Source organism: Providencia sp. JGM181, from assembly GCF_018257375.1.
Taxonomy (GTDB): Bacteria; Pseudomonadota; Gammaproteobacteria; order Enterobacterales; family Enterobacteriaceae; genus Providencia; species Providencia lanzhouensis.
Map to the genome: position 1 here is coordinate 50,351 of NZ_JAERJY010000004.1, position 13,343 is coordinate 63,693.

Here is a 13,343-nt window from a genome sequence, read left to right on the forward strand (position 1 = left end):
CCCTTAATTTTCACGAATACTTGATGGAGATAATTACGTCTTTATAGGTAATTTATCTTTGATTTCTCGATTGTTGCACAGGGTACATTTTGTTTCTACTTTTGATTGTACCGTATGGGGTATGGTTGGCGAAATCTCCAACAGTGCGCTTCCACTCTATGGCCAATCAAATGCTGTCTATTTTTCATCCACCTCACCTATACAGAGGGAACTGATGATTTTGTGAGCCAAGTTGTAATTAAGATGTAAATATCTTGCTAATTGTTTATTACCGGATATAGATTAATAAAACAAACAGGTCAGACCTCTTACAAGTAGACAGGAGTTTCACTATGATCCTTCTCAGTATTGTTTTATTTATTGCGTTAATCGGCGTGCTGAGCTACCACAAAAGCTCACTTATGCTGAGCACAATTGTGTTATTGGCTTACACCGCAGCAATGGGAGCCGCCAATGTCTGGAGCTACTGGATGCTGTTACCCGTCGCTCTGGTTTTACTGCCATTTGTCATCACGCCAATTCGCCAATCACTGTTTTCATCAAAAGCGATGACAATGTTCCAGAAAGTAATGCCACCGATGTCTAGCACGGAAAAAGAAGCGATTGATGCTGGAACCACTTGGTGGGAAGGTGACCTGTTCCGTGGGGCGCCAAATTGGAACAAGCTTCATAATTACCCAAAACCACAACTCACCGCTGAAGAACAAGCTTTTATGGATGGTCCAGTGGAAACGGTTTGTGGCATGGTGAATGACTTTGAAGTCAGTCATGAACTTGCCGATTTACCGCCAGAAGTCTGGCAATACCTACGCGATCACCGTTTCTTCGCCATGATCATCAAAAAAGAGTATGGTGGATTAGAATTTTCAGCCTACGCCCAATCTCAAGTCCTGCAAAAATTAGCGGGTGTTTCCGGTATCCTTGCTATCACTGTGGGTGTTCCAAACTCATTAGGTCCGGGTGAATTACTGCAACATTATGGTACCGATGAGCAAAAAAATCGTTATTTACCAGGCTTAGCTACTGGTGAAGAGATCCCATGCTTTGCATTAACTAGCCCTGAGGCGGGTTCTGATGCAGGTGCCATTCCTGATGCTGGTGTTGTCTGTATGGGCGAATGGCAAGGCGAACAAGTTTTAGGTATGCGCTTAACTTGGAACAAACGCTATATCACCCTTGCGCCAATCGCGACTGTATTAGGCTTAGCCTTTAAATTAACTGACCCAGATAAGTTACTGGGTGGCGAGAAAAACCTCGGTATTACCTGCGCTCTGATCCCAACGAACACCCCAGGTGTTGAAATTGGTCATCGTCACTTCCCATTAAATATACCATTTATGAATGGTCCAACTCGCGGGAAAGATATTTTCGTACCTATCGATTACATTATCGGTGGTCCGCAAATGGCGGGACAAGGTTGGAGAATGCTGGTGGAATGTCTGTCTGTTGGACGTGGGATCACATTGCCATCCAACTCAACAGGTAGCTTGAAGAGTGTCGCAATGGCAACAGGGGCTTATGCTTATATCCGTCGTCAGTTCAAACTTCCTATCGGAAAAATGGAAGGTATTGAAGAGCCTCTAGCCCGTATTGCAGGTAATGCCTATTTAATGGATGCCGCAGCAACTCTAATTACCTCCGGTATTATGCTGGGCGAAAAACCAGCAGTGCTCTCCGCCATTGTGAAATACCACTGTACTCACCGTGGTCAACGTTCAATTATCGATGCGATGGATATCACGGGTGGTAAAGGCATCTGCTTAGGAAGTTCCAACTTCGTTGCCCGCTCCTACCAAGGCGCACCTATCGCCATTACTGTTGAAGGCGCCAATATTTTAACCCGTAGTATGATTATCTTTGGACAAGGCGCTATCCGTTGTCACCCTTATGTTCTCGAAGAAATGTCCTCAGCTCAAGATAATAACCTGAATAAGTTTGATAAAGCGGTATTCGGTCATATTGGTCATGTGATCAGCAATAAGTGCCGTAGTTTCTGGTTAGGTTTAACCAATGGACGCGGCAGCAGCGCTCCAACTAAAGACGAAACTCGCCGTTATTACCAAATGCTTAACCGCCAAAGTGCTAACTTAGCCCTGCTCTCCGATGTGTCTATGGGGGTTCTAGGTGGTAGCTTAAAACGCCGTGAGCGTATCTCCGCTCGTCTTGGGGATATTCTGAGTCATCTGTATCTTGCTTCTGCAACCTTGAAACGTTATGAAGATGAAGGTCGCCAAAAAGCGGATTTACCTCTGGTGAAATGGGCAGTTGAAGATTGTCTGTATCAATCAGAAAAAGCGATGGATGATTTACTGAAAAACTTCCCAAATCGCTTTATTGCTGGCGCATTACGTATTGTTCTGTTCCCGACAGGCCGTGCAATGTCGATGCCATCTGACCGACTGGATCACAAGCTGGCGCAGCTAATGATGGAGCCATCGGAAACACGCGACAGAATTGGACGTGGTCAATTCCTAACCCCTGTAGAGAACAACCCGCACGGCTTAGTGAACCAAGCACTGTATGACATCATTGCTGCAGAGCCAATCTTTGAACGTATCTGCCGCTTAAAAGAACGCAAATTCAGTTTCACGCGTTTAGATAAGTTAGCCGACCAAATGTTGCCAGAAAACATTATCACCCAAGAAGAAGCAGATATTTTACGTAAAGCAGAAGCCAGCCGATTACGTACTATTAATGTCGATGAGTTTGATTTCGATGATTTAGGTGTGGTTCCATCAAAAAAGCCACACGCTGAGTCAGAGGATGAATCTCAGTCGAAAAAGAAAAAAGCGGCATAATTAATTTAACGCGCTTAAAATTGTCACTGTACTAAAAACAACAAGGGAGCCAATAGCTCCCTTGATTTATATTCATCTATTAATATGAATTAATTTACAGCTCTAAAGCTAATAATTCTTGAATAGTTTGACGGCGACGAATCAGCGTCGGTTTTCCGTCAATGAACATAACTTCTGGCAATAATGGGCGGCTATTATAGTTCGATGACATTGATGCGCCGTAAGCCCCTGTGTCATGGAAAACCAAATAATCGCCAACGTTGACTGCTGGCAGTAAACGCGTTTCCACCATCCCGCCTTCTAGCTGGGTAAACACATCCCCAGATTCACACAATGGCCCCGCCACGATCGTCTCTTTTAATGGCTGATTGCCTAATGAACAAAAAACAGCGCTACTACCGTCTGCTGGCAATACCGAAATATGGTGATAACTACCATACATCGCAGGGCGCATTAAATCGTTAAAACCGCTATCCACCAGCACATAATGGCGGCTGCCCATATCCTTAACCGCGCGCACTTGTGCCAATAAAACACCCGACTCCGCCACTAAATAGCGCCCTGGTTCAATTTCTAATTCAATAGAGTGACCTAAGTGCTGCGCGATACGCTGGCGAGCGTTATCCCACAGGCTGTAATAGTGCTGAACATCAATAATTTCATCCTGTTCGCGATAAGGCGTTGATAGACCACCACCCGCCGAGATAGCCTCAATATCCACGCCCGCAGACATCACTAGCTCCACCATAGAATCACACACATTAGCAAGATGCTGGTAGTCAACACCGGAGCCAATGTGCATGTGAATGCCCACTAACTTCAGGTTGTACTGCTGTATTTTCGCTAATGCTTCAGGTAAATCTTGGTACCAAATCCCATGCTTGCTGTTCTCTCCGCCCGTATTGGTTTTTTGGCTATGACCGTGCCCAAAGCCCGGATTAATACGCAGCCAAACTGGATGACCCGCTTTATGCTCACCAATCTGTTGCAGCATATCGATAGAGCCCGCATTCACAGGAATATCTAACTCTGTCACTTTCAGTAATGTTGCTGGATCTAACACATCCGCCGTAAATACAATTTCGGACTTTTCACGACCCGGCTGAAAACCCGCCACTAGCGCACGCTCAATTTCACCCAATGACACCGAATCCACTTTCACCCCCTGCTCACGCATCAGACGCAAAATATGAATGTTTGAACACGCTTTTTGAGCAAAACGAACGGTATCGAACACTTTTAACTGTTCAATACGGTCAATAATCACTTCACTATCATAAACCCAGACAGGCGTACCAAACTGCGCAGGCAGTGCGCGTAAATGTTCAGGAGTGAGATACTGGCTGGTGGTATTGGCGAATGTGGTCATCGGAACCTCGTTGGCAAGTTTTATTATAGTGAGTTCGATTATTAGACGAATAAAACGGGAAAAAAAATATCCTTTTTGCTAAAGTCTATTCATATTTGATATAGAAATACGAGAGGAGCAATCATGCAGGCAATTTCTTGGCGACATATTGAAATTTTTCGTGCGGTAATGACCACCCCCAACCTCACGGAAGCGGCAGCATTGCTAAATACCTCTCAGCCAACCATCAGCCGAGAACTGGCGCGACTCGAGCATTTATTACAGTTTAAATTATTCGATAGAGTCAAAGGTCGCTTACACCCCACGGCACAAGGCTTGCGCTTTCACGAAGAAGTCGAACACTCCTATTATGGTTTGGAGCGTATTCGCAACTCAGCAGAAACTATTCGCCGCTTTGAATACGCTCAAATTTCCATTGCCTGCTTGCCCGCATTTGCACAATCTTTACTACCACAAGTTTGCCAAGCCTTTATGGAAAATTACCCAGATGTGAACTTAACAGTGATCCCGCAAGAGTCCCCCGTGTTAGAAGAGTGGCTATCCGCCCAGCGTTATGATGTGGGGCTAACTGAGCACTTACAAACCCCGCCAGGTACGGAACAACTGACTTTAGGTTCCTTAAATGAGGTTTGTGTGCTGCCCGTTGGGCACCCTTTAGAACAGAAAAAAGTTCTCACTCCACAAGATTTTCATCAGCAGCGCTTTATTAGCCTGTCTCTGACAGATAGCTATCGGCAAATCATTGATACCACCTTTGCCGAGCATCAAGTGGAGCGCAAAATGGTGATGGAAACCCACTCCGCTTCCTCTATTTGCGCTATGACATTGAAAGGAATTGGTGTCTCTATCGTTAATCCACTGACTGCATTGGATTTTTATCAGCAATCGGCAGGCAAACTGGTGATCCGCCCACTCAATTTTTCTATCCCTTTTACCGTCAGCTTAATTACGCCGAATCACCGACCGTCTTCACAAGTCACCCAGATTTTCACTGAGCATTTGCAGCGGACTTTCACACAAATTGAGCAAGATCTCGCCTTAGCGCTGCGACATCAATGAAAGCCAGTGAGGTGATGTTTTAAACCAATTGGCAAGGAAGTCGATCACAGCACGTAATGGCGTTGGCATATACTGCCGGCTGGTATAGACCCCGTAAATACCAAGGGGCATCGGTGTATAATCCGGTAACAGCTGAACCAACGCCCCCGATTGCAAATAACTCGCCACCGAATAGTAAGGCTGCATCGCGATACCCGCGCCATTTAATGTCGCTTCCATTAAAAATACGGATTCATTGGCGCTGAGTCGACCATCTACTAGCACCGTCGAGGTTTCCCCCGCTTTTTCAAAGCTCCACATGCTACGCCCAAAAAAGCTGTAAGTTAGGCACTCCATCAGAGCCAAACCTTCGGGTTTGGTGGGTAAATTTTTGCCTTGTAGAAACTTCGGCGAAGCACAAATCACGGAATGGCAGGTTGATAGCGGCTTGGCAATTAAATTCGGTTCTAACTGATTGGTAATACGGATAGCCAGATCGATACGTTCCTCGATTAAATTCACCGATTTATTCGAGATCTGCATATCAATCATCATATTGGGATACATCTGCAAAAACTCAGAAATGGCTAGAGACAATGCACTTTGAGCGATAGATTGGGAGCAGCTAATCCGCACCAAGCCCGCTAACTCTTTCGTATCGTGCTTTTGCTCTACCGGAACGCTTAAAGAGATAGCATTTAGTTGCAATGATTGCTGATAAACCCCTTCCCCCGCTGACGTTAAACTTAAGCGCCGCGTGGTACGGTTAAGCAAGCGCACCCCTGCCCACTGTTCCATTTCAGCCAAATAGCGCGTCACCATCGCACGGGACATATCCAATTTATCTGCCGCACCGCTGAGGCTACCTTGTTCTACAATAGTAATAAACACCTGCACCGCTTTGAGTCTATCCATATTATTTGACCGATTTATGCAACAAAGATGACCTAATTATGGCGTTTTTCTTACCTTAATTGCAATTTAATATACACACCAAGCCAAATCAGGCACACAACATGACTTAACATTAGGATAAGAAAATGAAATTATCGACTGTATTAACTGCAACCGCCTTTGCTACTGCCACGCATTTTGCTCAAGCTGCAAATTTAACTTTAGATGTTTATAACCCGGGCAATAACAGTGTATTCCCAGTCTCCTCTGAAATTATCAGCGGCGATAAAGAAGTGGTTTTAATTGATGCACAATTCCAAAACAATGATGCCCAGCAGTTGGTCGATAAAATCAAAAAGCTGGATAAAAAGCTGACCACCATTTATATCAGCCACTCTGACCCAGATTACTATTTTGGTTTAGAAACACTGACTAAAGCCTTCCCTGATGCCAAAGTGGTCGCAACTCAACAAACCGTTGATGCGATTAATGCGACTAAAGATGGCAAACTGGCTTACTGGGGCGGCGTCTTAAAAAATGAAGCACCAAGCAAAGTTGTAGTGCCTGAAGTTATCAAAACCAATCACTTCACGGTGGATGGTGAAACGTTAGAGATTAAAGGGTTAGATGGCGCATCACCAGACAGAAGCTACGTTTGGGTGCCTTCACTCAAAGCGGTTGTTGGGGGTGTCGTTGTTTCTGACAATATCCACGTTTGGGTTGCTGACACACAAACCAAGCAATCGCGCCAAGATTGGCAACAAACACTAGAAAGTATCAAAGCGCTGAAACCAAGTGTGGTTGTTCCGGGACACTTTACAGGTAAATCCAAAATGGATCTGGCGAGTGTGACCTTTACCCAAAAATATTTAACGGACTTTGAAAAAGCTAACAGCCAAAGTAAAGATTCCGCAGAACTTATCAATAAAATGGAAACGCTCTACCCAAGCTTGGATGATAAATCCAGCTTAGAATTAAGCGCGAAAGTAGTGAAAGGCGAAATGCAGTGGCCGCAATAAGCCGCTGCTCAGTATAAAGACTGTCAATAACGGAGATAGCGACGATTAACTCGCTATTTTCCGTTAGTTCGATTTGTTTTTTTTAACGACTAGCTTTTCAGCGATTCGAATAGAATGATAAAACAAAGAATTAGAGAGAATAAAAACCATGAACACAATTACCCTACATTATATTTATGACCCATACTGTGGTTGGTGTTATGCCGCTGCACCGTTAATCGCTATTACGGCTAATCACCCAAATATTCACCTAGAATTGCACGGTGGCGGAATGCTTGCGGGTAGTGCACGCCTGCATCTTGACGACCAATTCCGTCAATATATTTTGCAATCAGATAAACGCATTGCAGCAATGACGGGGCAAGTTTTTGGTGATGACTACATCGCCATGCTGCACCAACCCAATGTAGTAATGGACTCTGCGCCACCACAAACCGCCATTTTGGCGGCAACAAAGCAAGGCAAAGGCGTTGAAATGCTTAAAGCGTTGCAGAAAGCTCACTACGTTTCAGGTCGCCAGATTAAACAGCCCGAAGTCTTAGCCGAAGTGGCGCAAGAAATTGGTCTAAATATTGACCAGTTCCAAAAAGATTATGCCCAATGTGCACAAATGGAAACCGACGCTCATATTGCACAAAGTAAGCAATTACTTGGCCAATCTGGCTCATCGGGCTTCCCAACACTACTGATCGAACAGCAAGGCAAATGGCTGCGCGTACCACTGCAAAACTACCTTGGCGAGCCCGAAAAATGGCAACAGTTTTTAGACTCGCTGGTGAAAGCTGCTAATTAGGATGCCAGCTAAGCAACAGCCAAAAACTGGCACTACAAATAATGGCGGGACCAAACGGGATGCTCTGCACGAATTTCTGTTTGCCTCGCCGTTCCTTTTTTTCTCGCCATGTGCGCCAAAGAAAATGCAGTAAACCTAAGCTCGCGGCAAGCCCTAGAAAATAGGGAAGATTGAATACACCGAGCCACGTCGCGCACGCAGCAATTAATTTAAAATCCCCTCTTCCCATTTGCGGACGCCGACGAATTTTCTCTACTAACGTCGTGATAGCCACTAACCCAATGTAACTGAACAGCAGCGCATAAATAGCGGATAACAAATTTCCCGTTGGTATTCCCCATTGAAATAACAGGCCAAAAACCAATAAAGGATAATTGAGGACATCCGGTAAATAGCCCGTTTTTAGGTCGATTAAAGCTAATGGAATAACCAAGTTAAAAAACAGAAATAATACAGCGAGAACTGAAGGTGGATAGCCAAGGAGCACAATCCCTGCCCCCAATATCCAATAACCTATCCATACCCAATTGAAGCCAATAATAATACTCGGTAAATCAAAATAACGGGCGGGAATCTCCCTCAATAGCAGAGTTGTCAGCCACGCTGACAAGAGCGACAATACAGTGATTAGCGATATAGGTATTAAAAATCCATTTACGGCATCAATCATGGTGTTCTCCTTTTCCATGAGCACTAAAGATAGGTTTACTAGACAAAGACAGGGCTTACTATACGGCGATGAATGCAGAAACCAACACTATAATTTCGTGGTTTGGGGTCGGTTTTATCGACAAATTTAGCGTGGATATGAGAGTGTGAAATGCAAGGCACAGACGAGCTAAAAAATCCCTCTTTTTAGTTATAAACTCAGTCCGTCCTCTTGTTTTTCGAGATTTTGCCCCCATATCCTGCATCAGTTATCTTAATTATTGGACTAAGGAAAAATCATGCGCGTTCCACGCATTTATCACCCAGAGCCACTCCAAATTAACACCACCATTTCGCTTTGTGATGATGCAGCCAACCATGTGGGTCGAGTTCTTCGCATGACAGCCGGACAACAGCTAGAATTATTTGATGGAAGCAACTATATATTCCGCGCTGAAATTACAGAAGCAACGAAAAAAAATGTGTTTGTCACTATCCAAGACAGCACATTGGATGACCGTGAATCCCCATTAGATATCCATCTTGGGCAAGTGATGTCCCGCGGTGAAAAAATGGAATTCACCATTCAAAAATCCGTTGAACTTGGCGTTAACACAATCACACCACTACTTTCAGAACGTTGTGGCGTACGCCTTGATGGCGAGCGTTTAGAGAAAAAATTACAACAGTGGCAAAAAATTGCCATTGCCGCCTGTGAGCAAAGTGGTCGCAACCGCATCCCTGAAATTCGCCCCGTTCAATCCCTTGAAGTGTGGTGTGCAGAAAATGACGGCGCGTTTAAAATTAATTTACACCCTCGGGCAAGTGAGAGCATCAACACGCTCCCCGCTGATTTAAAGCACGTAAGATTACTGATAGGTCCAGAAGGTGGCTTATCTGCTGACGAAATTGCCATGACAGCCAATTATCAATTTACTGATATCCTGTTAGGGCCACGAGTATTACGAACTGAAACGACCGCGCTAACCGCTATAACGGCATTACAAGTGCGTTTAGGTGACTTGGGTTAAGGAGATAAAATGATCAAGCTCGGCATAGTAATGGATCCTATTTCATCCATTAAAATCAAGAAAGACACCAGTTTTGCAATGATGCTGGAAGCTGCACGCCGCGGTTATGAAATCCATTATATGGAGATGAACGACCTGTACCTGCACCAAGGCGAAGCCCGTGCGACCACAAAGATCGTGACGGTCGAAGAGAACCCAACCAAATGGTATGAGTTCCATTCAGAACAAGACATCGCCCTGAGCGATCTTGATGCCATTTTAATGCGTAAAGACCCGCCATTTGATACTGAATATATTTACGCGACTTACATTCTTGAGCGAGCAGAACAAGCGGGCAGCTTGATTGTCAACAAGCCACAAAGCCTACGTGACTGTAACGAAAAGCTGTTTACGGCATGGTTCCCTGAGTTAACGCCAGATACCTTAGTCACTCGTAGCTCTGAAAAACTGCGTGAATTCCATAAAAAACACGGCGACGTGATTTTTAAACCGCTGGACGGTATGGGCGGTGCATCGATTTTCCGTTTGAAGAAAGAAGATCCGAACGTTGGCGTTATTATTGAAACATTAACCGAGCACAATTCCCGTTATTGCATGGCACAAAACTTCTTACCTGCAATCAAAGATGGCGACAAACGCGTGCTAGTAGTTGACGGTGAACCTGTGCCATATTGCCTTGCGCGTATTCCTGCTCAAGGGGAAACCCGTGGAAACCTCGCCGCTGGTGGTCGTGGTGAAGCACGCCCATTAACAGAAAGTGACTGGGCGATTGCTCGCGCTGTCGCACCGACCTTAAAAGAAAAAGGTTTGATTTTCGTGGGTCTGGATATTATCGGTGACCGCTTGACTGAAATTAACGTCACGAGCCCGACTTGCGCCCGTGAAATTGAAGCTGCATTTGATATCTCCATCACCGGTATGTTGATGGATGCGATTGAGCGCCGCCTGAAAAAATAATTTTTATGAAGGATCGTGTATAAATAAAAACACATCATTCAAAAGGCAGCCTTTCGAGGTTGCCTTTGGTGTTATTTACCATCACAGTAACAAGCTATCTTTATCATAACGACATAACGAATAGGAACATAACCCCTGAGCTTGCCATTTATGAATTTACAGAATCATTTTTTAATTGCCATGCCTTCACTGACGGATCCCTATTTCGACCATTCCGTGGTGTATATCTGCGAACATAATGAAAATGGCGCAATGGGACTTGTGATCAACAAGCCTATTGAAGATTTTTCTGTCGCAACCATGCTGAAAAAGCTCGAAATTGACGTGACTGACAACACCAACACGCGAAACCTTGAAAAAATGGTAATTGCGGGCGGACCTGTTTCTGAAGAGCACGGGTTTATTATCCATACCCCTGTTGCGGGCTATGCTGCAAGTTTGCGCCTCAATGACCATGTTATGGTAACGACCTCTAAAGATATTCTAGAGACGTTAGGCAGCGATCAGCATCCCATGAATTCCTTAGTGACCCTCGGTTATTCAAGCTGGGAGCCAGGGCAGTTAGAAAATGAAATCATGGAAAATAGCTGGTTGACTGTTAAAGCGGATCCTAAACTGATTTTTGATACGCCGTTAAACGAACGATGGAAAGCCGCAGGTAACCTTTTAGGTATCGACATTCATAATATCTCCATGCAAGCGGGGCATGCTTAATGTCAGCAAGAACTTTATTAGCGTTTGATTTTGGAACGAAAAGTATTGGTGTCGCTGTCGGTCAAGAGATCACCGGTACCGCTCGCGCGTTAGCCTCATTAAAAGCCAGCGATGGCAGACCCGACTGGTCACAAATTGAAAAATTGCTCAAAGAGTGGCAGCCACAGCTGGTGATCGTCGGGCTTCCATTGAATATGGATGGCACTGAGCAGCTCGTCACCAGCCAAGCACGTAATTTTGCCAATCGCATTCACGGGCGCTTTGGTGTACAGGTTCAGCTGCATGATGAAAGATTGTCTACGGTGGAAGCTAAATCAGGGCTGTTTGAACAAGGTGGCTATCGCGCACTGAGCAAAGGCAAAGTGGATTCTGCCTCTGCGGTGGTGATTTTAGAAAGTTGGTTCGAACAAAATTACTAAAAGGCATATCTTTACGTTTATTTTCCCCATTCAGTTGCTGCAAAGGTGCCGTTCGCCCTTAATATGTTTTACACTAGGGTTAATTCTCACTATTCACCGAAAGCAACTGAAAAACGGTATTGAATAACATGACCATTCAAAAAAACCTATCTGATGTCACTGAGCGTATTCATCTTGCAGCAACCGAGTGTCACCGCTCCCCTCAAGATATTACCCTGTTAGCTGTGAGTAAAACCAAGCCTTGTGAAGCCATTATGGAAGCCATTGACGCAGGTCAGCGCCAATTTGGTGAAAACTATGTGCAAGAAGGCGTTGAGAAAATTCAATATTTCGCAGATAGAACCGACCTAGTTTGGCACTTTATTGGTCCACTACAGTCCAATAAAAGCCGCTTAGTGGCAGAACATTTTGATTGGTTCCATACTTTAGATCGCGCCAAAATCGCTCAACGTTTAAATGAGCAGCGCCCTCAAGATAAAGCGCCGCTGAATGTGCTGATCCAAATTAATATTAGCGATGAAAACAGCAAGTCTGGAATAACCCTTGAGGAAGTGAATGAGCTTGCGGCTCAAGTCGCCCAATTACCCAATTTAGTGTTGCGTGGGTTAATGACCATTCCAGCCCCAGAAACCGATTATGAGCGCCAATGCGCAGCGTTTCGCCAAATGGAACAGGCATTCGAGCAGTTGAAAGCTAACTATCCGACTGTGGATACCTTATCCATGGGAATGACCGACGATATGCGCGCCGCAATCCACTGCGGGTCGACACTTGTCCGCATCGGCACTGCAATTTTTGGCGCCCGTCAGTACCATAATTAATCTTTAGGAGAACAACATGCAACATCGCAAAATTGCCTTTATTGGCGCGGGAAATATGGCGAATGCCATTATTGCGGGTCTTGTGGCTCATGGCTATCCTGCATCGATGATCACCGTCTGTTCACCAACCCCTGTGCGTCGAGACAAAATGGCGCAAGACTACGGCATCATTAGCACCAATGATAATCTCACCTCCGCCCAACAAGCGGACGTGATTGTGCTTGCAGTCAAACCGCAAATGATGAAAGAGGTTTGCGAGCCATTACAGAAACTCACAAACTTAGAAAATAAGCTAATTTTAACCATCGCTGCCGGTATTCCTGCGGCGCGTTATAATGATTATTTCGCCCACTCGCTGCGTTTAGTGCGCATTATGCCAAATACCCCGTCACTGGTGGGTAAAGGTGTTAGTGGCTTGTTTGCTCAATCGAATGTTTCTGAAGATGATAAGCAATTTACTCAGCAATTGATGGAAAGTGTCGGTTCAACAACCTGGTGCGCCAAAGAGAGCGAAATCAACAATATCATTGCGTTAACCGGTAGCTCCCCCGCTTACTTTTTCTTGTTTATGGAATCCATGCAGCAAAAAGCCGAGCAGCTTGGCTATGATGAAAAGCAAGCCCGCGAGCTGGTTCTTAATGCCATTGAAGGCTCCGTGGCGTTAGCGAAATCACAGGGAGATACCCCATTTTCAACCTTGCGTGAGCAAGTCACCTCTAAAGGCGGTACCACCGCAATGGCTTTAGAGCAATTTTACCAAGGTCATCTACCGCAAACCGTCGCCAACGCTATGCAAAGCGCGATTGACCGTGCGGAAGAAATGGAAAAACTTTTTTAATTTA

The 13,343-nt window shown here is 45.0% G+C and carries 13 protein-coding genes; 10 read left to right on the forward strand and 3 right to left on the reverse strand.

What is annotated here, in order from left to right; all coding sequences use genetic code 11:
- Positions 1 to 332 precede the first annotated feature (332 nt).
- On the forward strand, positions 333 to 2,798 hold the full coding sequence (fadE, locus tag JK188_RS01535; protein WP_211886500.1) for an acyl-CoA dehydrogenase FadE: 2,466 nt from the start codon (positions 333 to 335) through the stop codon (positions 2,796 to 2,798).
- 94 nt (positions 2,799 to 2,892) lie between these two features.
- Here the strand turns inward: fadE and lysA are convergent, their stop codons facing one another.
- Positions 2,893 to 4,167: a diaminopimelate decarboxylase gene (lysA, locus tag JK188_RS01540; protein ID WP_211886501.1), complete on the reverse strand. Its 1,275-nt coding sequence runs from the start codon at positions 4,165 to 4,167 to the stop codon at positions 2,893 to 2,895.
- Positions 4,168 to 4,290: 123 nt separating this feature from the next.
- On the opposite strand from lysA, the gene JK188_RS01545 reads away from it, so the two are divergent.
- Complete coding sequence (locus JK188_RS01545) at positions 4,291 to 5,226, forward strand: LysR family transcriptional regulator (protein WP_211886502.1); 936 nt, start codon at positions 4,291 to 4,293, stop codon at positions 5,224 to 5,226.
- Here the strand turns inward: JK188_RS01545 and JK188_RS01550 are convergent.
- On the reverse strand, positions 5,206 to 6,120 hold the full coding sequence (locus tag JK188_RS01550; RefSeq protein WP_211886503.1) for a LysR family transcriptional regulator: 915 nt from the start codon (positions 6,118 to 6,120) through the stop codon (positions 5,206 to 5,208). The genes JK188_RS01545 and JK188_RS01550 overlap by 21 nt on opposite strands.
- 125 nt (positions 6,121 to 6,245) lie before the next feature.
- On the opposite strand from JK188_RS01550, the gene JK188_RS01555 reads away from it, so the two are divergent.
- Together JK188_RS01555 and JK188_RS01560 are read left to right on the forward strand one after the other, a co-directional pair.
- Positions 6,246 to 7,118, forward strand: a complete 873-nt coding sequence (locus tag JK188_RS01555; RefSeq protein ID WP_211886504.1) for an MBL fold metallo-hydrolase — start codon at positions 6,246 to 6,248, stop codon at positions 7,116 to 7,118.
- Between the two features lie 148 nt (positions 7,119 to 7,266).
- Positions 7,267 to 7,911 (forward strand): DsbA family protein, encoded by a 645-nt coding sequence (locus tag JK188_RS01560; RefSeq protein WP_211886505.1) that lies wholly within the window; start codon positions 7,267 to 7,269, stop codon positions 7,909 to 7,911.
- On the opposite strand, the gene JK188_RS01565 is transcribed toward JK188_RS01560, so the two are convergent.
- Positions 7,904 to 8,581 (reverse strand): prepilin peptidase, encoded by a 678-nt coding sequence (locus JK188_RS01565; protein WP_211886506.1) that lies wholly within the window; start codon positions 8,579 to 8,581, stop codon positions 7,904 to 7,906. The two genes, JK188_RS01560 and JK188_RS01565, sit on opposite strands and share 8 nt — an antisense overlap.
- Before the next feature lie 277 nt (positions 8,582 to 8,858).
- Here JK188_RS01565 and rsmE point away from each other — a divergent pair, with 277 nt between their 5' ends.
- The 6 genes from rsmE to proC all read left to right on the forward strand — a co-directional run bounded on the left by rsmE (position 8,859) and on the right by proC (position 13,339).
- Positions 8,859 to 9,590 carry a 16S rRNA (uracil(1498)-N(3))-methyltransferase gene (gene rsmE / locus JK188_RS01570; protein ID WP_211886507.1) on the forward strand — a complete coding sequence of 244 codons (732 nt, stop codon included), beginning with the start codon at positions 8,859 to 8,861 and terminating at the stop codon, positions 9,588 to 9,590.
- 9 nt (positions 9,591 to 9,599) lie between these two features.
- Positions 9,600 to 10,547 (forward strand): glutathione synthase, encoded by a 948-nt coding sequence (gene gshB / locus JK188_RS01575; RefSeq protein WP_154604536.1) that lies wholly within the window; start codon positions 9,600 to 9,602, stop codon positions 10,545 to 10,547.
- A 150-nt stretch (positions 10,548 to 10,697) separates the two neighbouring features.
- On the forward strand, positions 10,698 to 11,261 hold the full coding sequence (locus JK188_RS01580; RefSeq protein WP_211886508.1) for a YqgE/AlgH family protein: 564 nt from the start codon (positions 10,698 to 10,700) through the stop codon (positions 11,259 to 11,261).
- Positions 11,261 to 11,680, forward strand: a complete 420-nt coding sequence (gene ruvX, locus JK188_RS01585) for a Holliday junction resolvase RuvX (RefSeq protein WP_036954161.1) — start codon at positions 11,261 to 11,263, stop codon at positions 11,678 to 11,680. Before JK188_RS01580 ends, ruvX begins: the two co-directional genes overlap by 1 nt.
- A 128-nt stretch (positions 11,681 to 11,808) precedes the next feature.
- Positions 11,809 to 12,501, forward strand: coding sequence for a YggS family pyridoxal phosphate-dependent enzyme (locus JK188_RS01590; protein WP_283092569.1), 693 nt, complete (start codon positions 11,809 to 11,811; stop codon positions 12,499 to 12,501).
- Positions 12,502 to 12,517: 16 nt separating this feature from the next.
- Positions 12,518 to 13,339, forward strand: a complete 822-nt coding sequence (gene proC / locus JK188_RS01595) for a pyrroline-5-carboxylate reductase (RefSeq protein ID WP_211886510.1) — start codon at positions 12,518 to 12,520, stop codon at positions 13,337 to 13,339.
- The last annotated feature ends 4 nt before the right edge of the window (positions 13,340 to 13,343 follow it).

Bases quoted from the DNA above. Each gene is read 5' to 3' on its own strand.
- proC (WP_211886510.1), top strand. From the start codon at position 12,518: ATGCAACATCGCAAAATTGCCTTTATTGGCGCGGGAAATATGGCGAAT.
- JK188_RS01590 (WP_283092569.1), top strand. From the start codon at position 11,809: ATGACCATTCAAAAAAACCTATCTGATGTCACTGAGCGTATTCATCTT.
- fadE (WP_211886500.1), top strand. From the start codon at position 333: ATGATCCTTCTCAGTATTGTTTTATTTATTGCGTTAATCGGCGTGCTG.
- lysA (WP_211886501.1), bottom strand. From the start codon at position 4,167: ATGACCACATTCGCCAATACCACCAGCCAGTATCTCACTCCTGAACAT.
- JK188_RS01555 (WP_211886504.1), top strand. From the start codon at position 6,246: ATGAAATTATCGACTGTATTAACTGCAACCGCCTTTGCTACTGCCACG.
- JK188_RS01550 (WP_211886503.1), bottom strand. From the start codon at position 6,120: ATGGATAGACTCAAAGCGGTGCAGGTGTTTATTACTATTGTAGAACAA.
- rsmE (WP_211886507.1), top strand. From the start codon at position 8,859: ATGCGCGTTCCACGCATTTATCACCCAGAGCCACTCCAAATTAACACC.
- gshB (WP_154604536.1), top strand. From the start codon at position 9,600: ATGATCAAGCTCGGCATAGTAATGGATCCTATTTCATCCATTAAAATC.
- JK188_RS01565 (WP_211886506.1), bottom strand. From the start codon at position 8,581: ATGATTGATGCCGTAAATGGATTTTTAATACCTATATCGCTAATCACT.
- ruvX (WP_036954161.1), top strand. From the start codon at position 11,261: ATGTCAGCAAGAACTTTATTAGCGTTTGATTTTGGAACGAAAAGTATT.
- JK188_RS01545 (WP_211886502.1), top strand. From the start codon at position 4,291: ATGCAGGCAATTTCTTGGCGACATATTGAAATTTTTCGTGCGGTAATG.
- JK188_RS01560 (WP_211886505.1), top strand. From the start codon at position 7,267: ATGAACACAATTACCCTACATTATATTTATGACCCATACTGTGGTTGG.
- JK188_RS01580 (WP_211886508.1), top strand. From the start codon at position 10,698: ATGAATTTACAGAATCATTTTTTAATTGCCATGCCTTCACTGACGGAT.